Annotated in this window: 22 protein-coding genes; 16 read left to right on the top strand and 6 right to left on the bottom strand. The window is 62.9% G+C overall.

Annotated elements, in window-relative coordinates; translation table 11 throughout:
- Positions 1–72 precede the first annotated feature (72 nt).
- From HED64_RS16280 to HED64_RS16290, 3 genes are read left to right on the top strand one after another with little or no spacing between them, the layout of a single operon-like run.
- Positions 73–891: an electron transfer flavoprotein subunit beta/FixA family protein gene (locus tag HED64_RS16280; RefSeq protein WP_210149841.1), complete on the top strand. Its 819-nt coding sequence runs from the start codon at positions 73–75 to the stop codon at positions 889–891.
- Between the two features lie 23 nt (positions 892–914).
- A complete protein-coding gene (locus HED64_RS16285; protein ID WP_168153041.1) occupies positions 915–1,871 on the top strand; it encodes an electron transfer flavoprotein subunit alpha/FixB family protein in 957 nt (318 codons plus the stop codon).
- Between the two features lie 6 nt (positions 1,872–1,877).
- On the top strand, positions 1,878–2,633 hold the full coding sequence (locus HED64_RS16290; RefSeq protein ID WP_168153042.1) for a PIG-L family deacetylase: 756 nt from the start codon (positions 1,878–1,880) through the stop codon (positions 2,631–2,633).
- A gap of 134 nt (positions 2,634–2,767) precedes the next feature.
- Here HED64_RS16290 and HED64_RS16295 read toward each other — a convergent pair whose 3' ends face one another.
- The 5 genes from HED64_RS16295 to folP all read right to left on the bottom strand — a co-directional run bounded on the left by HED64_RS16295 (position 2,768) and on the right by folP (position 6,780).
- A complete protein-coding gene (locus HED64_RS16295; protein WP_168153043.1) occupies positions 2,768–3,325 on the bottom strand; it encodes an anti-sigma factor in 558 nt (185 codons plus the stop codon).
- An 83-nt stretch (positions 3,326–3,408) separates the two neighbouring features.
- A complete protein-coding gene (locus HED64_RS16300) occupies positions 3,409–3,876 on the bottom strand; it encodes a tRNA (cytidine(34)-2'-O)-methyltransferase (protein WP_132364741.1) in 468 nt (155 codons plus the stop codon).
- Between the two features lie 98 nt (positions 3,877–3,974).
- The gene (locus HED64_RS16305) at positions 3,975–4,904 is read right to left on the bottom strand and encodes a DnaJ domain-containing protein (RefSeq protein ID WP_168153044.1); all 930 of its coding nucleotides are present in this window, start codon (positions 4,902–4,904) and stop codon (positions 3,975–3,977) included.
- Between the two features lie 122 nt (positions 4,905–5,026).
- Positions 5,027–5,782, bottom strand: coding sequence for a dihydrofolate reductase family protein (locus tag HED64_RS16310; RefSeq protein ID WP_168153045.1), 756 nt, complete (start codon positions 5,780–5,782; stop codon positions 5,027–5,029).
- Entirely contained in the window at positions 5,782–6,780 is a 999-nt protein-coding gene (gene folP, locus HED64_RS16315; protein ID WP_168153046.1) for a dihydropteroate synthase, read from the bottom strand. Before folP ends, HED64_RS16310 begins: the two co-directional genes overlap by 1 nt.
- Positions 6,781–6,931: 151 nt before the next feature.
- Here folP and HED64_RS16320 point away from each other — a divergent pair, with 151 nt between their 5' ends.
- From HED64_RS16320 to HED64_RS16335, 4 genes are all read left to right on the top strand, one after another.
- A complete protein-coding gene (locus tag HED64_RS16320) occupies positions 6,932–7,843 on the top strand; it encodes a hypothetical protein (RefSeq protein WP_168153047.1) in 912 nt (303 codons plus the stop codon).
- 152 nt (positions 7,844–7,995) lie between these two features.
- Positions 7,996–9,225 carry a cysteine desulfurase family protein gene (locus tag HED64_RS16325; RefSeq protein ID WP_168153048.1) on the top strand — a complete coding sequence of 410 codons (1,230 nt, stop codon included), beginning with the start codon at positions 7,996–7,998 and terminating at the stop codon, positions 9,223–9,225.
- Positions 9,222–10,358: a tRNA 2-thiouridine(34) synthase MnmA gene (mnmA, locus tag HED64_RS16330; RefSeq protein WP_168153049.1), complete on the top strand. Its 1,137-nt coding sequence runs from the start codon at positions 9,222–9,224 to the stop codon at positions 10,356–10,358. Before HED64_RS16325 ends, mnmA begins: the two co-directional genes overlap by 4 nt.
- A gap of 168 nt (positions 10,359–10,526) precedes the next feature.
- Positions 10,527–10,907 (top strand): VOC family protein, encoded by a 381-nt coding sequence (locus HED64_RS16335; protein ID WP_168153050.1) that lies wholly within the window; start codon positions 10,527–10,529, stop codon positions 10,905–10,907.
- Between the two features lie 212 nt (positions 10,908–11,119).
- On the opposite strand, the gene HED64_RS16340 is transcribed toward HED64_RS16335, so the two are convergent.
- Positions 11,120–11,485: a hypothetical protein gene (locus tag HED64_RS16340; protein ID WP_168153051.1), complete on the bottom strand. Its 366-nt coding sequence runs from the start codon at positions 11,483–11,485 to the stop codon at positions 11,120–11,122.
- A 224-nt stretch (positions 11,486–11,709) separates the two neighbouring features.
- Between HED64_RS16340 and HED64_RS16345 the strand changes: the two genes are divergently transcribed.
- From HED64_RS16345 to HED64_RS16385, 9 genes are all read left to right on the top strand, one after another.
- On the top strand, positions 11,710–13,350 hold the full coding sequence (locus tag HED64_RS16345) for an ABC transporter substrate-binding protein (protein ID WP_168153052.1): 1,641 nt from the start codon (positions 11,710–11,712) through the stop codon (positions 13,348–13,350).
- A 107-nt stretch (positions 13,351–13,457) separates the two neighbouring features.
- Entirely contained in the window at positions 13,458–14,552 is a 1,095-nt protein-coding gene (locus tag HED64_RS16350) for an ABC transporter permease (RefSeq protein WP_168153053.1), read from the top strand.
- Between the two features lie 3 nt (positions 14,553–14,555).
- Positions 14,556–15,530 (top strand): ABC transporter permease, encoded by a 975-nt coding sequence (locus HED64_RS16355; protein WP_168153054.1) that lies wholly within the window; start codon positions 14,556–14,558, stop codon positions 15,528–15,530.
- The gene (locus HED64_RS16360) at positions 15,527–17,200 is read left to right on the top strand and encodes a dipeptide ABC transporter ATP-binding protein (RefSeq protein ID WP_168153055.1); all 1,674 of its coding nucleotides are present in this window, start codon (positions 15,527–15,529) and stop codon (positions 17,198–17,200) included. Before HED64_RS16355 ends, HED64_RS16360 begins: the two co-directional genes overlap by 4 nt.
- Before the next feature lie 160 nt (positions 17,201–17,360).
- Complete coding sequence (locus HED64_RS16365; RefSeq protein ID WP_168153056.1) at positions 17,361–17,753, top strand: chorismate mutase; 393 nt, start codon at positions 17,361–17,363, stop codon at positions 17,751–17,753.
- A 3-nt stretch (positions 17,754–17,756) separates the two neighbouring features.
- On the top strand, positions 17,757–18,821 hold the full coding sequence (locus HED64_RS16370) for a uroporphyrinogen decarboxylase/cobalamine-independent methonine synthase family protein (protein WP_168153057.1): 1,065 nt from the start codon (positions 17,757–17,759) through the stop codon (positions 18,819–18,821).
- Positions 18,822–19,078: 257 nt separating this feature from the next.
- On the top strand, positions 19,079–19,756 hold the full coding sequence (mtrA, locus tag HED64_RS16375; RefSeq protein ID WP_132364771.1) for an MtrAB system response regulator MtrA: 678 nt from the start codon (positions 19,079–19,081) through the stop codon (positions 19,754–19,756).
- A 20-nt stretch (positions 19,757–19,776) separates the two neighbouring features.
- Entirely contained in the window at positions 19,777–21,606 is a 1,830-nt protein-coding gene (gene mtrB / locus HED64_RS16380) for an MtrAB system histidine kinase MtrB (RefSeq protein WP_168153058.1), read from the top strand.
- A complete protein-coding gene (locus HED64_RS16385) occupies positions 21,599–23,308 on the top strand; it encodes an LpqB family beta-propeller domain-containing protein (protein WP_168153059.1) in 1,710 nt (569 codons plus the stop codon). Before mtrB ends, HED64_RS16385 begins: the two co-directional genes overlap by 8 nt.
- The last annotated feature ends 38 nt before the right edge of the window (positions 23,309–23,346 follow it).

The following is a 23,346-nucleotide window of genomic DNA, read 5'->3' on the forward strand; positions in this document are numbered from 1 at the left end:
ATAGGTCACCGTGCGCATCGATGGCCACGGCGCTCCGCGATGGAGATGTCCACGTTTTTCAGAAAGGCAGTAATGAGCCAGAAGACCGGCACGCCCTTGAACATTCTTGTATTGGTCAAACACGTACCAGATGTCCAATTCGAGCGGCATCTTTTGCCCAATGGCCACCGGCTGGATCGCCAAGATTCCGTCCTGTCCGAACTCGACGAATACGCGATCGAGGCCGCCCTGGCACTGGCCGAGTCACGCGGTGGGGAAAAGGGTGGCAACCATGTCACGGCCCTGACCATGGGACCGGCCGGCGCAGCCAACGCGGTGAAAAAATCACTGCAGATGGGCGCCTCCGCCGGCGTTCACATCAGTGATGCGGCACTTGAGGGTTCCGATGCCGGAGCCACCTCGCTGGTGCTGGCCACAGCCATCAAGCACTTGGGCGGATTTGATGTGGTGCTCACCGGCATGGCGTCCACCGACGCGGAGACCTCCCTGGTCCCGGCGCAGCTGGCCGAACGTCTGGGCCTGGCGCAGCTGACCAATCTCTCGGCGGTGGAACTTGATGATGCGAACATCATCACCGCGACCCGCATGGGCGAGGATGGCGCACAGACCCTGAGCGCGCCACTGCCCGTGCTGATCTCGGTCACGGATCAGGCCAACGAGCCGCGCTACCCGAACTTCCGCGGCATCCTGGCGGCCAAAAAGAAGAAGATTACCACCCTCTCGCTAGCCGAGCTGGGCATTGAAGCATCAACCGTGGGCACCGCAGGATCGGGGACCCGGGTCCTGGATGCGGCACCACATGAGCCACGAAGTGCCGGGGAAATCATCACCGACTCGGGCCAAGCCGGCCTGGCCCTGGTGGACTTCCTCGCCGACGCCAAGCTCATCTAGCACTACCCAAGGGGAAAAGAAGCATGCTGAAAATTCTTGTTTACATTCACGCTCCCGCGCAAACACCCACCAAGGGTCAGCGCGAACTCCTGGCCCTTGCCGCGAGCCTCGGTGAGGCAGCTGTAGTGCTCGGAGACAACGCCGATGACGCGGCCCGTGCCGGGCTCCACGGTGCCGGCGCCACCGCGTTTTATGGCGCGGTGACACCGGAGCAGCTGCGCGGCGAACTCATTGCCCCGGCCGTGTCGCTGCTGGTGGCAGCCGTCCGTGCGGCGGGTGCCGACGCGGTGCTGCTGCCCAACACCATGGAGGGTCGCGAGATTGCCGCGCGTGCCGCGGTACGCCTGGACTCCGGGGTCATCACCGACGCCGTGGCCGTGGATCAGGAACTGAACGTCACCAAATCGGTGCTCGCCGGTTCCTACACGGTGCGCGCCCGTATCACCCGTGGTCCCGCGCTGATCACGCTGAAGGCCAACAGTGTTCAGCCGGCCGAAGCGCAGGACTCCGGCGCGCAGGTGCCGCCCGTGCAGACGCTCGAGCTCGGTGAATCCGGGCCAGCGGCAAGAATCACCGCCACCGCACCGCACATCGCTAGCGGTCGCCCGGAACTCTCCGAGGCCCGCTTTGTGGTGGCCGGTGGCCGCGGCGTGGATGGGGACTTTGGTCCCGTGGAGGATTTGGCCGACGCACTGGGCGCCGCGGTGGGCGCCTCGCGCGCCGCCACCGACGCCGGGTGGATTGATCATTCGGCCCAGGTGGGCCAGACCGGTGTGACCGTCTCGCCGCAGCTGTACATCTCCGCCGGCATTTCCGGGGCGATCCAGCAGAAGGCCGGCATGCAGAGCGCCAAGTACATCGTGGCGATCAACAAGGACCCCGACGCGCCGATCTTCGAGATCGCTGACCTGGGCATCATCGGCGATTTGGCGAGCGTCTTGCCGCAGGCCGCCGCCGAAATTCGTCGGCGACAGGGCTAAGTGGGCGTGGGAATTTTTGACCCGGCCAGCGAGGAAATCACCCGGGTCCTGTGTTTTGCCGCGCACCCGGATGACCTGGACTTTGGCGCCTCGGGCACCGTGGCGACCTGGACGGCCGCGGGCGTTCACGTGGAATATTGCATCATGACCGATGGTGACGCCGGCGGTTTTGATGCGCGTACCACCGCGGAGATCACCGCCACTCGGCACGCCGAACAGCGGGCGGCCGCTGCCTTGGTGGGCGTGGACACCGTGCACTTTTTGGGCGAGGCCGATGGCTACCTCGAACCCAATCACCGGGTGATGAAGCAGGTGGTCGCGTTGATCCGTACCCTGCGCCCACAGGTGGTGCTGGGGATGCACACCGAACGTAATTGGGACCGGATCCAGCGTTCGCACCCCGATCATCTGGCTTGTGGTGAGGCGGTCACGCGCGCCATCTACCCGGCGGTGGAGAACCCCTTTGCCTACCCGGAGCTGGAAGAGGCGGGTCTTGCGGCCTACAAGCTGCCGTGGCTCTGGCTTTATGGTGCCCCGGCCGAGCGGGAGAATCACCGGGTGGAGATCACCGCGGTGTTTGAGAAGAAGCTGGCCGCGCTGCGCCAACACCTGAGTCAGCACCCCGATGTGCCGGCCATGGAACGTTATGTCCGCGCGCAATCTGCCGCGCAGGGGGCTGCGGCGGGTCTTGGCCCCGGTGCCTTGGCCGAGGCCTTCCACGTGGTCGCAGTGAACGCTGCAGATACCATCGCCGGGTTCTAAGCCTCCGGGATCACACGCAGCACCAACTACGTCAGTACAGACGCAGTCAAAACAAACGCCGATGTGCCGCTTGAGAGCGGCCCATCGGCGTTTGCTGTGTTGTTGTTACTGCGGTGAAAAGCTCGCCGCGATTTTTACTTAGCTTCCGGCAAATCCAAGACGGCCAGTGGCTCGCTGCTCGGAGTGGTGCTGGTGGCATCGGAAGACTCCACGGAGACCATCACCGAGGCAACCTTCTCCAGACCGGTAAAGCCCTCCTTGGCGGCGGCGCCATCGCTGGGGACATCTGCCAAACGGGTCGGCCGGTCGGTGTCTACCTCGATCAACCAGAGGGTGTAGGTTTTGCTCGGGTCCAGCACCGGCATGTCGGTGAGTTCCAGGGTGCCGGCGTCAACTTTGGTAGAGGTGGTGAGCGCGGCATGTCCGCCGCCCTTGACCTCGGCCTGGACCACAACCTGGTCCGAGGCCCCCTCGACCTTCGACACGTAGTCGGTGGGCAGCAGGTTCACCACGATGGCGATGACGCCGATGACCAGTACTGCGAGTCCGGCAACTACCAGGACCCACTTTTTCAGCGGGCGCCGGGTTGGAACATCGTTTTCGGTGGCTACCTGGTCAACAAGATCCATGCCCAGATTGTCGTCGTTCTCGTCGCCGCGGTGCCCGGGGTAAACGGGATCGGTGCCGGTCATGAGTTGCCATCCTTAGGAATTCGAGTGGGAGAGTGCGGCAGGTTAATAACCACCGAACAAGCTTAGGGGAGAAGGCTATGCGTTTAGTGTGTAGATCCGCCGAACGAATTTTGTCGCCAGGCCTCGTACAGCACGATCGATGCGCAATTGGCCAGGTTCAGTGACCGTCGCCCCTCCAACATGGGCAGCCGAACCGTGGCAGTGACGTGCTCATCCACCTTGACCTCCGCCGGAAGTCCGACGGATTCTGGGCCGAAGAGCAACACATCACCGGGCTCGTAGGCGATATCTGAATAGGTGGTGCTGCCCTCGGAGGTGAAGGCGAAGACACGATCGGGTTGGAGTGCTTCCCAGGCCGCGGCGAGGTCCTTGTGCACGGTGACCACGGCCAGGTCGTGATAGTCGAGGCCGGCGCGGCGCAGGTTGGCATCCTCAAAGTTGAAGCCCAACGGCTCAACGAGGTGCAACTCGGCACCCGTCACCGCCGCCAAACGGATGGCGTTGCCGGTATTGCCGGGAATTTCTGGGGTGTAAAAAAGGATTCGGAACACGCCCATCAGTTTACTGTGCGTTGAGCCAAAGAGCCTGCTCCGACCGGCGGGGCCAGCCATCTTTGCTGATCCGCATCTCGGGGTGTGCGCGTCACGCCCTAATACATTCCGCCGAGCAGCCTAGCTAGGATCGTGCGATCCACCACGTGTGGGGCAGGGCCGGTGCCCAGGAACATCTTCATTTCGCGCACCAGGTTGATGGCGTTCACCACGTTGGCCACGCTCATGTCCCCGGGGACACCGCCGCGTACATAGTCGATGACCGGTTCGTGCAGGTTGCCATCGGGAGCGAGCAGGACCGTCCACCCGGTCACGTTGAGTTCCGGGAAGAGTGACTGCATCTGATGTACCACCGGGGTGATTCGGGGAGGTTCGATGTGTTTGCCATCGCGCAGTAGCGAATCACCGTCCCAGCGATACACGCCCTTGGGCAGCAGCATCGAGTGGATCAGCGCCAGCCGGTAGCCGCCCAGCAGTGCGTGGTCGATGTAGCCACCGCCCGGGGCATGCAGGCCGTTGATGAGCCGGGCCGATGGCAGTGCGGTGAGCACCTGGCGCGAGAGCAGCGCTACGGTCCGGGTCTCGCGGGCTAGTCGGGCCTGTGCGCCAAAAATGCCGCGTTTGCGTGGGGTGCCATGGACCTGCCGGATGGAGGTGGCCCGATCCACGGCGCCCGGGGCGTCCAGGGGTGGGAGATACTCGGTGGGTGTGGTGGCAGAGGGCCGGGTCCCGGAGGTATCAAAGCGCATCGAACCGCGCTGGCCCGCATCGCCGGTGTCATCCTCACGGGTGGGGGCCTTACCGCGGAGGTAGCTGGACTCGGTACCGTAGCTGCGGTCATAGCGCGTGCGGGAGGCCGGATCGATGAGGGTTTCGTAGGCCAGTGTGACACGCGCGAAGTCCTCGGCGTTTCCGCCGTGGTCGGGGTGGGTGGCCCGGGCGGCCCTGCGGTAGGCGGACTTGATATCCGTGGCATTAGCGGTGGGAGCAACGCCCAAGACTTCGTAGTGGGTTTGCCGCTGGGCCACGGGGCCGCCTTTCGCTCGCTGCTGAAGATGAGGTGCTGCGCTCGCTCCGCTGCACGGCGCGTTCTTGCTTCAGCGATCTTACCGGGTGTTGCTGGGTGAGCGGTGAGGAGTTAGCGGTGAGCTTAGCCGCGGCGGTAGTCAGCCAGCAGCGTACCGTCCTGCTCATGCAAAAGGTGCAGCTCCATGGATACCGGCACCTCCAGGTGAGCTCCGCCGGCGATCCGTGGCCCGTTTCCCGCGACCAGCAGCGGGGAGTAGGTGAGCGCCAGGCTCGAGATGGCATCGGCACGCAGGAAATCTCCGAAGAGTGTGGGGCCGCCCTCGGCATGGATCAGCCGCATTCCGCGATCGTGCAGCGTCTTGATGATCCAGTGTGGGTCAAGACCGGCACCACTGTCCTCTGCGGTGATGACCTCAGCCACCTGACCGAGGGCTGCAATCCGCTGCGCAGGGGCAGCGGCGGAGGTCAGCAGCAGAATTTCCCCGGGGTTCTGGCTGAACAGGGCGCCGTGTTCATCGAGGTCAAGGTGCCCGGAGGCCACGGCCAAGATCGGACGCTCGCTCATGCCGTGCGCCAGGCGCCAGGCGCGGGATGCATCATCAAGTAATTCACCCTCGTAGCCCTCGGCACGCACCGTCCCGGCGCCCACGAGGATGACATCGGCCAGTCGACGTAGCAACATGAAGACCCGGTGATCCGCGGCTGTGCCCAGCGCGCCGGAGCGGCCCTGATGAGTGGCGGCCCCGTCCAACGAGGAGACGAAGTTGAAGCGCACAAAGGCCTCTGTTCCGGGTTCCGGGGCATAACCGGTGAGCAAGTTTTCGTCGTCAACATCTTGGGCCGAAGCATCAGCGCAGGGCGGGAGTATCCGGCGCATCAGGCACCGTCGTTCGTGGTGTGCGGGGCCGCATTAATCAGTGCCGAACCGCCGGCCGCTAAGGCGTGGGCAGGTGCTTGGTTCCCCGGGTGTGCTGGGGCGTTCACCTCACCCATGTTGTGGATCAGATAGGCAGGTTCGCGCCAGCCCATGGCGGCCTCCAGCATCCGCACGGTGGACAGTGACTCGGGGATATTGTGCATGCGGATGATGCGCGCCCCATTCATGATGCACATGGCGGCGGCAGCCATGGATCCGGCGGTGCGTTGTGTCTTGGGTAGATCTAGGGTCTCGCCGATGAAGTCCTTATTGGAGACCGCGGCCAGGCTGGGGTAGCCCAGCGCCGCAATGGCCTCAAATCCGGCGGTGAGTGCGAGGGTGTGGCGCGTGTTTTTGTTCAGATCGTGCCCGGGGTCAATGATGATCTTGTCCTCGCCGATGCCCAGCGACAGCGCGTAGTCGATCTTGCGCCGCAGGTAGCCGGTGACTTCCTGCACGACGTCGTCGTAGTGGGGCCGCGGATAGCTGGTGCGCGGTGCCGCCAGCGAATGGGTGATCACCAAGTGGACTCCGGCATCTGCCACCACTCGCCCGAGTTCCGGATTGCTGAGCCCCGTGGTGTCGTTAATAACATCTGCTCCCGCGCCGATGGCCGCCGCAGCAACTTCGGGCAGGAAGGTGTCGGCGGAAATCACGACATCGGATTGTTGGCGCACCGCTTCGATGACCGGGACGATGCGTTCGGCTTCTTCGTGCCAGCTCAGCGCCGGCCCGGGGGAGAAGGGCACCCCGCCAATATCGATCCAGTCGGCACCGGCCCCCACCGCTTTCAGCGCGGCATCCACCGCGCTGCGCAGCCCGAACGTCGCTCCGCCGTCGTAAAAGCTGTCGGGAGTGCGGTTGATGATCGCCATCAACGCCACCTTCGAATCGAAGTTGATGCTCCGGTGGGCAAAATGGTGGATGGGGTGACGAAGCGCGGGTAGGTACATGCCCATGGGGGAACTCCTCGGCTAGAACTGTTAGTTCATTCCTATCAGCTTTGTTGTGCGCTCAGCGTGCCCGCGCGTCACGACACTCAATAGAAACGTACGGTAGCTCTCGCATTGCTAAATGCCCATGGGCCTCGGATCTGGGTACCCTGATTTAATGACTTTGAACTTTGTGGCGCCCGATGCCGGGGCGTGGATCGTTGATGCCCTCCAATCCCAGAGACGCGATGAGCAGACCGCCAATCTGGTCTCCGGACAGGTACCTGCCTCGTATGCCGCCTACGTGCGCATCTTCCACCCCGCCATGGGACTGGACGGGCAGCCGGTGAGTTGGGGCGAGATTGCTGCACGTCGCGGATCCACCATGCATCCACTGGCACAATTTGCCGCGCTCTCGGGGATCGGTGAGGACGGAGTGCCGCTCGCCGAGGACTCCTGGGAGGGTGAGGCCCCGGGGTGGGACGGACTGGGTGCCCAGGAGCTGGCGGCCATCGCCCCCCTCTTGGTAGCCAACACGCAGAGCCCGGATGAGATCTACCTGGCGCTGTGGAATGGGCTGGCCTTCATCCATGGTGGGGATCAGGTGGAGATCACCATCGAGGATGATCCCGCACTGAGCATTGAGCAGAACCTCGTGCGAGCCGCCGACTTGGCGGCAGCGGCGAAGGCCCCGGCCTTTTCCCACGAGGACAGAAACGGACCCACCCTCACCATTGGCTCCGGCTACCGTTCCTTCTACCTGTTCAGTGGGGACGGAACGGATCTGCGCAGCCCGCTGTGGGCGCGGACCTCACTGGGGGAACAGCGTCAGTCCCCGAATCTGGCCTGGCCCAAGGACCGTGCCTGGATTCTGTCCACCGAACTTTATGAGGACTCGACCATCGTGGGGGGAAGCAAGGAACTGATCAACGCGCTGCTTGCCTGCCCCGGGGTTGAAGCACTGGAGGTGAGCGCGGATGCGCGGCTTGATGCTCAGGGGGATACGCACAATCAATTGCCGATACCCGATGCCACCCCCTTTGACCCCGAGGAACTGGCCGGGGAATACTTCGCCGGCGAGGAGAACTAACCGGCGGACGCTGTGGGTTCGGCTGGTTCGACGGGCTCACGATGCTCGGCACGGGGCAGTGCACCAAGCGCTCGGCTTCGGCCTCCCCGGGTGCATGTGAGCAATGACTCCGCGCCGTCGCCGCGCAACACGGCTAGAATTGTTCGGTGTCCATGAGCCCCACATACCTAGACCACGCCGCCACGACGCCGATGTCCGGCGCCGCGTTGAGCGCTATGACCCATGAGCTGGCACAGACCGGCAACCCCTCCTCGCTGCACGGCGCCGGGCGCCGCGCCCACCGAGTGATGGAAGAAGCCCGGGAACAACTGGCCGCCGCGGCCGGGGCACACCCCTCTGAGGTCATTTTCACCTCCGGCGGAACCGAATCGGACAATCTTGCGCTCAAGGGTTTGTACTGGAGCCGCACGGCGACTGACCCCACCCGTACTCGCATCATCGTGCCCACCATCGAACACCACGCGGTCCTGGATACCGTCGAATGGCTGGCCGCCCAGCAGGGCGCCACCATTTCCTGGCTTGAGGTGGATACCGACGGGGTCATCAACCTCTCCGACCTCGAGGCACTGATCCGTCAGAACCCCGCGGACATCGCGCTGATCACCTGCATGTGGGCCAACAATGAGGTCGGCAGCATCCAACCAATCCACCAGGTCGTGGCGCTCGCCGAACCCCATGGCATCCCGGTGCATAGTGATGCCGTGCAGGCCTTCACCTCGGTGCCCACGCACTTTGCCGAATCGGGACTGGCCACCATGGCCATCTCCGGGCACAAGATTGGCGGTCCGGTGGGCATTGGCGCGCTGCTGGTACGCCGAAATGTGACATTGACTCCCGTGCAGCACGGCGGCGGACATGAACGTGCGCTGCGTTCGGGAACCTTGAACTCCGCCTCCGCCGCTGGCTTTGCCGCGGCCGCCAGTACCGCTGCCGCCACGCTGAGCACCGAGAACGAACGCCTGGCCACGCTGCGCGACAGCCTGATCACTTCCATCGGGAGATTGATCCCCGAAGCGGTCTTGAACGGCAGCGCGGATCCGCAGCACACCGGCACCCGGCTTCCGGGTAACGTGCACTTCACCTTCCCGGGCTGCGAGGGGGACTCGTTGCTATTTGTGCTGGACATGCTCGGGATCCATTCCTCCACCGGCTCCGCGTGCACCGCCGGGGTCCCGCGGCCCTCACACGTATTGTTGGCCATGGGCCGAGATGAAAAAACCGCACGTGGCGCACAACGCTTCAGCCTCGGGCATACAACTGGCACTTCAGACGTTGAGAAGTTGGTGGCGGCTTTACCCGAAGCGTACGAGCGCGCCAAAAAGGCCGGAATGGCCGCACAAATCAGTAGCATTCAAACGGCAGGGACAGGGTTTACGCGATGAAGGTTTTGGCAGCGATGAGCGGCGGAGTTGACTCCGCCGTGGCGGCGGCACGAGCCGTTGAAGCAGGCCACGAGGTCGTGGGGGTGCACCTGGCGCTGAGCCGGATGCCCGGAACCCTGCGCACCGGATCGAGGGGCTGTTGCACGGTGGAGGATTCCAACGATGCCTGGCGCGCCTGCGATAAACTCGGCATCCCGTACTACGTGTGGGACTTCTCCGAGCGTTTTAAAGAAGACGTGGTGGAGGACTTCATCGCCGAGTACCAGGCCGGTCGCACGCCCAACCCCTGCATGCGCTGCAACGAGCGCATCAAGTTCGCCGCGCTGTTGGAAAAGGCCATCGCCCTGGGTTTTGACGCGGTATGCACCGGGCATTACGCCAAGGTGATTCGTGATGAAGAGGGACATCCGGAACTGCACCGCGCCGCGGACTGGGCCAAGGATCAGTCCTACGTGCTGGGTGTGCTGACTCATGAACAGCTGGAGCACTGCATCTTCCCGCTGGCCGAGACCCCTTCCAAGGCCGAGGTGCGGGCCGAGGCCGAGGCCCGCGGGCTCTCGGTAGCCAATAAGCCCGACAGCTACGACATCTGCTTCATTCCCGATGGGGATACCCGCGGGTGGCTGGCCGAGCGCATCCATATGACCAAGGGCGAGATCGTTGACCAGGAGGGAACCTCCCTGGGCGAGCATGAGGGCGCTCACGCCTTCACCGTCGGACAGCGTAAGGGCCTGAAGCTTGGCACCCCGGCGGCCGATGGCAAGCCACGCTTCGTGCTGGAGATCCGCCCGAAGGAAAACAAGGTCATTGTTGGCCCGGAGGCACTGTTGGCCGTTGATGAGCTGCGCGGCATCCGGATTTCCTGGGCCGGGCTGCCGATCGCTGAGGCGAGCGCCGGCACCGAATTCGACTGCATGGTTCAGGTCCGTGCGCACGGTGATCCGGTTGATGCCCGCGCCAGCGTGCAGGTTCAGGAGGATGGCTCCAGCGTGCTGGTGGCCACGATCATCAACCCGATGCGCGGCGTAGCACCGGGTCAGACCATGGTCATCTACCAGGGCACCCGGGTGCTGGGACAGGCCACCATCGAATCGGCACGCTCCACGGCATGGGACCCGAGCCTGATTTCCTGAGAACCACCACACCTCATTGAAGGCTCCGCCGGTTGCTTGGCTGCACCGGCGGGGCCTTCGTCGTTGAGTGAGTGCAAGCGCAGCTGCTCCACTACCTCCGGCCGGCGCTTCCGGGCCTGTTCCCTGTGCTCTGTTCCCTGACCGCGGTCGGGCGACTAGTGTGTGGCCATGACCAGTCGACTGACCTCCATCAGCATCGATGCGACAAATCCCCGCGTGGTGGCCGATTTTTGGTGCGCGGTGCTGGGTTGGCACGTGATTGAAGAAGACGACGAAGGCATCGGCATTGGACCATTGGACGGTGCCTGGCCAGCCATCGAAGTGTTCGCGGTGCCCGAGGGTAAAAGCGTGAAGAACCGGTTGCACTTCGACCTGCGGGCGGACGGGGTGTCCACCGCTCTGGAGCTTGAACGTTTGCTGGCCCTTGGCGCGCGGCGCACCGACATCGGTCAAGGTTCCGATGTCAGCTGGGTGGTTCTGGCCGATCCTGAGGGCAACGAGTTTTGCCTGCTTTCGCGCTCGGTGGCGGATCTCAAGAATCAGGGATGAACCCCGCGGCGGAGCCGGGCGCCGCAGGAATTAGGCGCCCGAATGCTTTTCAGCACGGCTGCGAGGCTGGTGCGCTATCTCAAGCTCGAGGGACGGTGCGCCTCGGGAGGAAATCGCGGTTGGTCAGTGGTGCACCTCATAAACAAATGTCCCGCCCGTTTTCCGCAAAATAGCGGATAACGTGCGGGACAAGCTGTCGAGAGTCTGAGTGCCTAGGCCTTATCCTCGTCGACGATGCCATACATGCGAGTGGAGATATCGGGGTATTCCAAACGGGTCTTGCCGGCTTCGAGACTCGGCAGCTGGGCCGGACCGTGCTCGGCGCAGTGTACGAAGTCGAATTTGGGCCACCACTTCTTGGGTCGCTCGGCCTCGGTGAAACCACAAACGGCGCAGGTCAGCTGGATCCATACGGGGCGCTTCCCGGTCCTGTTAGCGCGAGACTGGATGAGCCAGGCCGGCGCGTTGGCGTTCAGTGCTGCGAACTCGGCTTCGCTCATGCGCGGGGGAATATTGTGTCGCTTCGCCATTTCCATGGAGATGTCCAGGGCAATCGCGGCGTCTCTACGTGTCATCATCACCTTTAAGCCTAGGCCACAATCCGCAAAATCGTTGCTGCGGGCGGAGAAGCGAAGTTCCGTTTCTGGTTTTCCGCATCAAGAAGCATAGATCTGAAAGATGTCATTTACATTTCCTGTAAATATTCGGCAGAAAGCATGGCCTTTTGTGATGTGAAGCAACTACTATGTAGTTCGCTGTGTTTTGGATCACAGCGTCGCAAAGCAAAAATTAAGGAAACCACATGACCCGCTCGAAGAACGGCCTGCGTCTCGCCGCAGCCGTGGTTGGCATTTCTGCCCTGGCCCTGACCGCTTGCACCGGCCCCGCGGCAACGCCAGGGGCCAGCGGCTCCACGTCCGGTGGCGGTGCCGCCAGCGCACCCATCACCGTAGGCACCACGGACAAGGTGACGTCACTTGACCCGGCCGCATCCTATGACAACGGTTCGTTCATGGTCATGAACCAGATCTACCCGTTCTTGCTGAACTCCAAGCCCGGATCGGCCGAACCGGAGAACGACATCGTCGAGTCCGCCGAGTTCACCACCCCGACCGAGTACACGGTCAAGCTCAAGGCCGGGCTCAAGTGGGCCAACGGCCACGACCTGGATTCCAAGGACGTCAAGAATACTTTCGACCGACAGGTCAAGATCGCTGACCCGAATGGTCCCTCGTCGCTGTTGGGCAACCTGAAGAGTGTTGCTGCCCCGGATGCCACCACGGTGGTCTTCACGCTCAAGAAGGGCAACGACCAGACCTTCCCACAGGTGCTCACCAGCCCTGTCGGTCCAATCGTTGATGACGAGATCTTCCCAGCCGACAAGGTCGTCGCCGATGACGTGATCATCAAGGGCAAGGCCTTTGCCGGTCAGTACACCATCGAGTCCTACGCGAAAAACTCGCTGGTAGCGCTCAAGGCCTATGACGGCTACCAGGGCCTGCTCGGGGCTCCGGCGAATACGTCGGCCAATATCAAGTACTACGCGGATTCCAACAACCTGAAGCTGGACATCCAGCAAGGCGGCATTGACGTGGCATGGCGTTCGCTCTCTCCCACCGACGTGGCCGACCTGGCCAAGGACAAGAAGGTCAAGGTCGACAAGGGCCCCGGTGGCGAACTGCGCTACATGGTCTTCAACTTCGACATTATGCCTTTCGGCGCGAAGTCTGATGACGCGGATGCCGCCAAGTCGCTGGCGGTTCGCCAGGCCGTAGCCAACCTCATCGACCGCCAGGCCATCGCCACCAAGGTCTACAAGGACACCTACACCCCGGTCTACTCGTTTGTGCCGCAGGGCTTCACCGGCGCCATCGAACCACTGAAGGAGCTCTACGGCCAGGACGGTGGGCCGTCGCAGGAGAAGGCCAAAGCAGCCCTGGAAGCCGCGGGCGTCAGCACCCCGGTCAACCTCAAGCTGCAGTACAACCCCGATCACTATGGCCCCAGTTCGGGCGATGAGTACGCGGCGGTCAAGGGACAGCTGGAAGCCGGCGGCCTGTTCAAGGTGGACCTGCAGTCCACCGAATGGGTGACCTACCAAAAGTCACGTGTCACCGATTACCCGGCCTACCAGCTCGGTTGGTTCCCGGACTACTCGGATGCCGATAACTACCTGTCGCCGTTCTTCGCCAAGGACAACTTCCTGGGCAACAAGTACGACAACCCCGAGGTTGACAACCTGATCAACGAGCAGCGGGTGGAAACCGATCGTGCCAAGCGCACGGCACTCATCGAGGAGATCCAGACCAAGGTCGCCGGTGATCTCTCCACGATCCCGCTCCTGCAGGGTGCACAGGTTGCCGTATCCGGTGCCGACGTCAAGGGCGTTGAGACCACGCTGGATGCTTCCTTCAAGTTCCGCATGGGCGCCATCTCTAAGTAGTCACCATCGTGCACGGGTCTCGGGTTCCTCTTCACCCCATTGTGTGGGAGGAACCCGCGGCCCATTTTTTCTGGAAACCACTCTTTTAAAGCTAGGACGCTTTGGCCATGGCCACCACGATTAACTTGACCGAAAACCCCGCGGTCACCCCGCCGCCGACAAGACCGGCAGCCAAGGCGGGAGGCAGCTTTGCGCGCTATCTGCTCACACGCTTCCTGCTGATCTTCCCCACCATCTTTATCCTCGTTACCCTGGTGTTCTTCCTGATGCGCGTGACCGGTGACCCCATCACCGCGGCGCTGGGTGGACGATTAACCCCAGACCAGCTGGCCGAACGAATTTCCGCCGCCGGTTACGACCGCCCGGTCATCGTTCAGTACTTCGAATACCTCGGGCAGATCTTTACCGGTAACTTCGGTCGCACCATCTCCGATAATCGCGCCGTCACCGAGGTCCTGGCGACCTATGGTGCCGCGACCGCCGAGTTGGCAGTGAACTCGCTGATCGTCGCACTGCTGATCGGCATCCCGTTCGGGTTGCTCGCGGCCAAAATGCGTGACCGTTGGCCCGATGCGCTGCTGCGTGTTTTCGCCATCCTGTGTTACGCCACCCCGGTGTTCTTTGCCGGCCTGCTGCTCAAACTCATCTTCGGAGTGTGGCTGGGCTGGCTACCGATCGCCGGACGCGCGGGAGTCAACGCCGAACTGCAGCTCACCGGGCTGCAGAACCCCAGCGGTATCTTCCTGCTGGACGCCTTGCGCTCGGGAAACATGAGCGCGGCATCCGATGTCATCTCGCACGCGATCCTGCCGGCGGTTGCCCTGGGCTTGCTCACCGCCGGAGTGTTCCTGCGTCTGGTGCGTACCAATGTCATCGGCACCCTGGGCCGAGACTACGTGGAAGCCGGGCGTTCGCGCGGCGTCTCCGAATACCGGCTGCTCACCAAACACGCCTACCGCCCCGCGCTGATTCCCATCATTACGGTCATGGGACTGCAGATCGCGCTGCTGCTGGGCGGCGCGGTGCTCACCGAGACCACCTTCGAATGGAAGGGCCTGGGCTTCCAGTTGGCCCAGTACCTCACCGCGCGTGACTTCGTTGCGGTGCAGGGCATCGTGGTGCTGCTGGCCGTCATCGTCGCACTGACCAACTTCATTGTTGACATCATTGCCGCCCTCATCGACCCCCGAGTGAGGTTCTAAGTTATGAGTACAACAACTCACGTTTCGGTGCCATCGAAGCGATCGCTCATCTACCGTCTTCCGGTGATCTCACACCTGCGCATGAGCGCCGGATTGCAGCGCGGCATGTTGGTGGTGGGCCTGGTCCTGACCGTCGCCTTCCTGCTCACCGCGGCACTTGCCCCGCTGATCGCCCCGTTTGGGTTCTCCCAAATGGCCGACGCCGACGGGGATTTCCCCACGCAGGCAGCCCCCGGCGGAAAGTTCATCTGGGGCACCACCGTCGGTGGCTTTGATGTGTTCTCACGAACCATCTGGGGAGCCCAGACCGCCGTGGCCGTCATCGTCGTAGCGGTGCTCTTCTCCATCTTCATCGGTGTTTTCCTGGGCCTGGTCTCCGGGTACATCGGTGGCTGGCTTGACCGGGTGCTGGTGGTCTTGGCCGATGCCGTTTATGCCTTCCCCTCGTTGTTGCTCGCCATCGTGATGTCCATCGTGATCTCCGGCGGGCAATCGAGTCTCTGGGGTGGCATCATGGCCGCGGCCATCTCCATCACCGTGGTTTTCATCCCGCAGTACTTCCGCGTCATCCGCGCCGAAACCGTCCGGCTGAAGGCAGAACCCTTTGTAGAATCCGCGAAGGTCATCGGGGCCTCAACCTGGCGCATCATGTTTAAACACGTTTTCCGCAACGCCACCCGCACGCTCCCGCTGATCTTTACGCTCAATGCTTCCGAGGCACTGCTGACCCTCGCGGGACTGGGCTTCTTGGGCTTTGGCATCGAACCGACCAAGGCCTCGGAATGGGGCTTTGACTTGAACCGCGCGCTGAGTGACGCGACCAGCGGCGTCTGGTGGACCGGTGTCTTCCCGGGTGTCGCCATCGTTCTGACGGTGCTCGGGCTGACGCTTGTGGGCGAATCCATGAATGACTTGGCGGATCCGCGCCTGCGGACACGCCGCAAGGCTAAGCGCCGCGGCGGAAAGGCAGCAGCATGAAAACGAACAACGTAGACACGCGCGTAGACGGCGCGGTCCTGTCCATCAAGGACCTTGAAGTCACCTTCACCACCGATGCCGGGGAAGTGGCGGCGGTACGCGGCGTGGGCTTTGATGTTGCTGCCGGGGAAGTGGTGGCGGTGGTCGGAGAATCTGGTTCGGGTAAGTCGGTCACCGCCCGCACCATTCTGGGTCTGCTGGCAGATACGGCCGTGGCACGCGGCGCGGTGCTGCTCAAGGGCAAAAACATGCTCACTCTGGGCCCGGCACAATTGCGTGCCGCCCGCGGCGAGGACGTCTCGATGGTCTTCCAGGAGCCGTCCACGGCGTTGAACCCGGTATACACCGTGGGCTGGCAGATCATCGAGGGCATTCGAGCGCACACCAAAATCAGTAAGAAGGAAGCCAAGGCGCGCGCCATCGAGGTATTGCGCAAGGTCGGCATCCCGGAGCCCGAGGTGCGGGTGAACTACTACCCGCATCAATTCTCCGGTGGACAGAAGCAGCGTGTCATCATCGCCGCGGCACTGGCGCTGAACCCGTCACTGATCGTGGCCGACGAGCCAACCACTGCCCTGGACGTCACGGTGCAGGCGGAGATTCTGGAGCTCTTGCGCGCGGTACGGGACGACTTTAATACCGGGATCGTGCTGATCACCCACAATATGGGCGTGGTCGCCGACCTCGCGGATCGCGTGGTGGTGATGTACCAGGGCAAGATCGTGGAAAGTGCACCCAGCGTGGAGCTCTTTGCCAATCCACGCGAGGACTACACCAAGGCGTTGCTCGCGGCAGTCCCACACCTGGGCAGGCATTCGGCCTCCGCCGGGATGAGCGAACGCTCGGGCCAGGATAAGGAGGTGCTGGTGGAGGCGAAAGACCTCTCCATCGTGTACCCCGGTCGTCTCGGTTCACCGGGATTCAGGGCCGTGGACGAGGTGTCGCTGAAGATCTGCGCCGGGGAGGTTTACGGACTGGTGGGGGAGTCGGGCTCCGGCAAGACGACCATCGGTCGCGCCATTGCCGGGCTGAACAAGATCAGCAGCGGATCGCTGAAGGTGCTCGGCTACGAAATGCTCGATTACAAGGAACGCAGCTTCAAGAAGCTGCGCCAGGACATCGGCTTCGTTTTCCAGGATCCGGCGGCCAGCTTTAATCCGCAACTGAGCATCGGCGAATGTGTGGCCGAGCCGCTGCTGGTGCACCGGGGACTTGATCCACGCGCCGCACGAACCCGAGTTAATGAACTGCTCGAGGCGGTGCAGCTGCCGGCGGCCTTTGCCCAGCGTTTCCCGCACGAGCTCTCCGGCGGCCAACGTCAGCGTGCCTCGCTGGCCAGGGCGCTGGCGCTGGATCCCAAACTGCTGATCGCCGACGAGCCGACCAGTGCACTGGATGTGTCGGTGCAGGCCAAGGTGCTTGAGCTGTTCAAGGAATTACAGGCGGAGTTGGGCTTCGCGGCCCTGTTCATCTCCCATGACCTGGCCGTGGTGGACATGTTGTCCACCTGGGTGGGCGTGCTGTACCGCGGCAAATTGGTGGAGGAGGGCATCGGATCCCAAGTGATGGGTAACCCGGAACATCCCTACACCAAGCGGCTGATCGCCTCGCTTCCGGTGCCGGACCCAGTGGAGCAAGCGGCTCGGCGTGCGGCCTTCCTGAAGGCCTGATCGTCATCGGGTCTGGTGGTGGGTGGGTTCTGATTGGGGGACACGCCCACCACCACTTGTTCCGCGCCATGAGCGCCGAACATACGCCCAGCGCTGATCGCTGGCGCAAAGACGTGTCACGGTTACCAGCTGAGGCGCGGGCAACCCTAGACTTGAAACCATGAGCCAACAGATCAACCCGCAGGCAGACGGCGGCGCCGACACCGACCCTTATGACCCCACCGCATCATCCCTGGCCGACACGGTCCAGGACGAGGTCATGGCCGAATTGTTGTCGATTCGCGGCAGCATCGACAACTTCGATGCGACGCTTGTTTACCTGCTGGCCGAGCGGTTTAAAGCCACGCAACGGGTGGGTCACCTCAAGGCCGTGCACTCCCTGCCGCCGAGTGATCCGGGACGCGAAAAGGCGCAGATCGAACGCCTGCGTCGATTGGCCCATGAGGCGCATCTTGACCCGGAATTTGCCGAGAAGTTCATGAACTTCATCATTTCCGAGGTCATCAGGCACCACAACACCATTTCGGCAACACATGCCGAGTCCGGAAACTAATTGATGACCCCCAGCCAAGAGCCCTCGACCCCGGAACCGATGGAACGCGCCGTACAGGCCAGCGGCCATGGGCCCATGCCGGGGACCGACCCGATGGAATCGGCGCTGGTGATTCGCGGCGAGCTGGGTGCTCCCAACCTGCCGTACCTGCACCAGCTCCCCGCGCGCGGGGTCGGATCCGACACTATTGGTCGTGGCGCCCAGCTCCTCGAGGAGCTCAGAGTTGACTTGCAGCCGCACGGCTGGCGGCTAGCAGCTGCCCCCGGGATTGATGCCAGACGAGCGGCCTCGGCGCTGCGCACCGACATGAACGTGCTCTCCGACGCCATCGGCGCGGAGGAAAATTCCGGCACCGAACTAAAGATTCAGTTTCCCGGCCCGGCAACGCTGGCCGCCAACCTCTATCTACACCGCGGTGAACGAGCAGTGGTGGACCACGGGGCCCGTCGCGACCTTGCCGCGTCCCTAGCCCTTGGCGCCGCACGCCACCTGTCGACGCTGGCACGGATCACCGGTGGCCAACGGATCACCGTCTACATCGATGAACCGGATGCCGGGCATGTCCTGAACGGAACATTGCCCACGGCCAGCGGATACCGCACCCTGCGTTCGGTGCCCCGGGCCGAACTGCGCGGGTGGTGGAGCGAGCTGGTCGACTCCCTGCACGCCGCCGGCGCCGCCTCGGTGGTCTTCGGATTGAATGCCGAGCCGGAGACCTTTACCAAGTTGGCATCCACCGCCTTAGAGGCGGGAGCCGATGGGCTGGGTACAAATGCCGCAACACTGAGTGTCCCGGGATGGGAATTATTGGCCGGTGCCGTGGAGTCCGGTCAGCGTTTGTGGCTCGGGAGCTTAGAACCGGGCCAGAAGGCACCGGGAGTTGTGGACGCCGTGGCGGGTCTGAGGCGGCCCTGGCGTCAGCTGGGCTTAAGCGATAAAAACCTTGGCGCGTTGGTGCTGATGCCCACCGGTGGGCTCGGTGAGCTCTCGCCCGCTGGCGCTACAACGTTGCTGGGGCGGCTGGCCAGCTACGCCGAGGCACTGAACCAGATACGCGTCGACGCTTAGGGCTCCCGGTGCTATCGGTGAGTGGTTGGCCCGGCGGTGCCTGCGGCGTGTCGCATCAATGTGGTGCCGGGCGCGCCACCGGGTGTCGCGCGGCGTCATGCTGTGCCGCCGCGGCTTCGTCGACATCGGCTCTGGAGCCAAAGCACGTGGTGAATTGCCGTTTCCGAAGCGATTTGCCCGGTGCGCTCATGTACTCTTGAGGTATCCGGGTGCCTACTATTATTGGGCTCCCGAGCATAGCTACGAAAGGGCAGATTATGAAGGCACGCATCTTGGTTGTCGACGACGACGAGGCGCTGGCCGAAATGATCGGCATCGTGTTGCAGAATGATGGCTTTGAAGCCGTATTCTGCTACGACGGTGCCAAGGCATTAGGAGTTTTCCGCGAGGTCAAGCCCGATCTGGTGTTGCTCGATTTGATGTTGCCGGGGCTCGATGGCATTGAGGTCTGCAAGCTGATCCGCGCCGAAGATGACGTCCCGATCGTCATGCTGACCGCCAAATCTGATACCGCCGATGTGGTCCGCGGCCTGGAATCCGGCGCCGACGACTACGTCCCTAAACCCTTTAAACCGGCCGAGCTGGTGGCCCGCGTGCGGGCCCGGCTGCGCACCGGAGAACAGCATGCCCCGGAGACGCTGAAAATTGGGGACTTGAGCATTGACGTCGCCGGGCACCGGGTGACCCGAGCGGATGCGCCGATCGGCCTGACCCCGCTGGAATTCGATCTGCTGGTGGCATTGGCCCGCAAGCCGTGGCAAGTTTTCACCCGCGAGCAGCTCCTCGAGCAGGTGTGGGGTTACCGCCACGCCGCCGATACCCGCCTGGTCAACGTGCACGTCCAGCGTCTGCGCTCCAAGGTGGAACTGGATCCAGAAAGTCCCGAAGTTGTGCTCACCGTGCGCGGCGTCGGATATAAGGCCGGACAGGCCTGAGCCCGCACATGACGGGAAGCATGAATTCTCTCCCGCCGCACCAACCCCTGCGGGGGCCCAATACTGTGTTGCCAACGGATGCGCTGGTGCCAGCTGCGCCCAAGGTTCCTTGGTACGGCCGTGCCGTGGGGGCTGTGGTGCAGGTCAAGGCGAAGACCCGTTCGCGTTGGACCCGCTCGCTGCTCTTCCGCACCGTGATCTCCGCCGTTGTCTTAACGGCGGTCGCGCTGCTGGGTGCCGGCGCGTTCTTATCAAACCAGATTGCTACAGGACTTTTTCAGGAACGATTTAATCAGGTCGAGTCCGAGTCGTTGCGTGGGCTGAATCAGGTCCGTTCAATCTTCGATTCGGCAGCCACCACGGATCGCAGCAGCACCCACTCACTGGTCACGAGCACGCTGAAAATCCTTGAGGGTGATACCGCTCTGGTGCCGCGCGACTTTGTTTTGGTTCCGCTGCGCGGGGCCGACAACCTCTACGTGGGACCCACGGCCAGCGGCAATCTCACCTCCCGCATCGTCCCAGAAGCGCTGTCCACGCAGATCCAAGAGTCCAACGCCGTCTACTGGCAATCCATCGAGCTCAACACCGGTCCCAATGCCGGACCCGGACTGATCTTCGGCACGAAGGTGACCTTGCCACCGGGCACCGAATACGGTCTCTACTTGGTCTATGACCTGACCAGTGTGCAAAAAACCCTCGACTTCATTAACCGCGCCATGAGTCTGGTTGGCGGGATTCTGCTGCTGGTGGTTGGCGGCATCACCTGGTACGTCACCCGTGCGGTGGTCCGCCCGGTGGCGGCAGCGGCGCAGGTCTCCGAGAAGCTAGCCTCCGGTGAGCTTGATGAACGTATGAAAGTTTCCGGCGAGGATGAAATCGCTAGGCTTGGCCACTCGTTTAATCACATGGCAACATCACTGCAGGAGCAGATCAATCAGCTGGCATCACTCTCGCAGATGCAGCAGCGCTTCGTATCGGATGTCTCCCATGAACTGCGCACCCCGCTGACCACCGTGCGGATGGCAGCGGAGGTACTCTACGACGCCCGTGAGGACTTCGACCCCATCAATAAGCGAAGCTCCGAGCTGCTGTACAACCAGGTTGAACGCTTCCAGATCCTGCTTAACGACCTGCTAGAGGTATCGCGCTTTGATGCTGGCGTGGCGGTACTGGACGCTGACCCCACCGATCTGGTGTCGGTGGCCAGGCGCGTCATCGACGCGGCAAATCCACATGCCGAGGCCATGGGCTCGGTGCTGCGCTTGGGCACCCCATCCGGGGGAGCCGTGGCGGAAATGGACGCCCGACGCATTGAACGCGTGGTTCGGAACCTGGTCATGAACGCCATCGAACACGGTGAGGGTAACCCCATCGACATCACCGTCGCCGGAAATGACAACGCCGTTGCCATCTCCGTGCGCGACCGTGGCATTGGCATGAGCCCGGAATCTGCGCACCGAGTCTTTGACAGATTCTGGCGAGCCGATCCAGCCCGTGCCCGCACCACCGGTGGCTCGGGCCTCGGCCTGTCGATCGCCTTCGAAGATACCCGGCTGCACACCGGGCGGTTGGAGGCATGGGGTGAGCGCGGGGTAGGTTCCTGCTTCCGGCTGACCCTGCCACGTCAGCTGGGGCAGGAAATTGTGGCATCTCCGCTCCCGCTGGAACCCATCGTGCTGGCCGATGCGATCCTGGACAGCGGAATGGTTGTCTCCTTCCCGCTGACCGGGGAAATTCCGGCCATCGGCTTCAAACCTGCCGCGCCGTTGATTCCCGAAGAAAATTCGGGGCAGGACGAACGCTCCGTCAGCGAGCACCCGCAAGGAAGGCAACACCCACATGAGTAGGAACAGGGCAGCGGGAATGCGATTATTTGCCGTACTGGCGGCCATCATGTTGGTCATCACCGGGTGTTCGTCCATCCCACGGAACTCACCGGTGCAGTCCATCGCCCCGGAAGGCACCTTGGACCAGAACAACGTGGTCTTTAACGGCACCGGCCCGGTCACGGATGCCACACCAACCGAAATCGTCGAGGGATTCATCGAAGCGGGCATCGACGCCCAGAACGACTACAAAGTAGCCCGCGAATTTCTGAACCCGAAGGCCTCGGGAATCTGGAAGGGCACGGTGCGGACCCTGGTCTATGACGCACGCCCCTCGGTGATATCCGGGGAGAAGCCCAACACCTTCACCATTCAGATGGAGGTCATCTCCGAGGTCGATGCCGCAGGCATTTTGACCGAAATGCCCCCGCACACCACCCGCGCCGTTGATGTTTCCCTGGTCCAGGTCGACGGCCAGTGGCGCATCTCGAAGCTGCCCGACGGCATCATGATGGAGAAGAACCAGTTCTCGCATGTCTTCGCCCCGCAAACCCTGTACTTCTACGATGTTGGCTACCAATACGCCGTCCCAGACGTGCGCTGGTTCCTCACCCGCACCGGCGTTGCAGCCTCCATGGTCGAGGCGCTCTTAGCCGGACCCGCTCCATACCTTGAGAATGCCGTTGTTTCGGCCTTCCCCGAGGGCAGCGCATTGGTCCGTTCTTCGGTACCCATCGAGTCCCAGCGGGCCACCGTCGACCTGACCTCGGCAACATTTATCGATTCCACCGAGCTCTCGCGCCAGCAGATGGAGCAGCAGTTGGAGTTAACGCTGAGCGGTCTCGGTGGGGTCAGCTCGGTATTGATGAGTGATGAGCAGTCGGAGATCAAGCTCAGCGCCGCCGATCCAGCGTTTGTGGCGGCCGAGGTGAACCCCGCGGTGCCCGACACTCAGATCGGCATCAAGGACAACGCGCTGTACTTCCTCAAGGGGCAGTCACCCAGCCTGGTCGGGGGCATCAACGACATCGCCGGCTACCAGCCGCGACTGCCGGCCATGAGCCCACTGGGCAACCGCTTTGCGTTCCTCAACTCGACGCGTTCGAAGCTGGTCGCCATTGATGAGGAGGGCACTTCCTCGGTGGTCGCCACCGGCACAGACTTGGTCCGCCCCAGTATGGATGCTTTCGGGTGGACCTGGACCGTGGATAACTCGGCCAGCACCCGAATCCTTGCGGTTCCGGAGGATATCGCCGTCAACGGCAAGGTTCGACCGATCACCGCCAGCGAGTTCACCAAGGCGAAGATTTCATCATTGCGGGTCTCCCGCGATGGCACGCGCGCCCTGATCGTTTCGACGAAAAACGGTGAATCAAGCGTGTCGATTAGCGGCATTTTGCGTGACAGCGACGGTGCGCCGCGAGGCTTCGCTCCACCAAAGCAGATTTACCCCAGCGTTCCGGTGACCCAAGCGGTCTGGAACTCAGATATCTCCATCATCGTCTCGACCACCAGCGCCACCGAAAAAGTCGAAGCACAGGAGATCAGCCTGGCCGGCACCACCGTGACGTATCTGCCGTTGTTGGGGCTACTAGATCTTTCTGCAGGTCCTGGGGATCGCCGTCAGGTGTATGCCGAGACCAAGGAGAAGATCCACACACGCGTGGGTAGTTCGTGGCACATCATGGACGTGATGGTCAGGGATCTTTCGTACCCCGGTTAGACCCCCAGCGCTTCTCCACAACCCGGCAGAATTGGATT

Origin of the sequence: Paeniglutamicibacter terrestris, from assembly GCF_012271785.1 — a bacterium.
GTDB lineage: Bacteria > Actinomycetota > Actinomycetes > Actinomycetales > Micrococcaceae > Paeniglutamicibacter > Paeniglutamicibacter terrestris.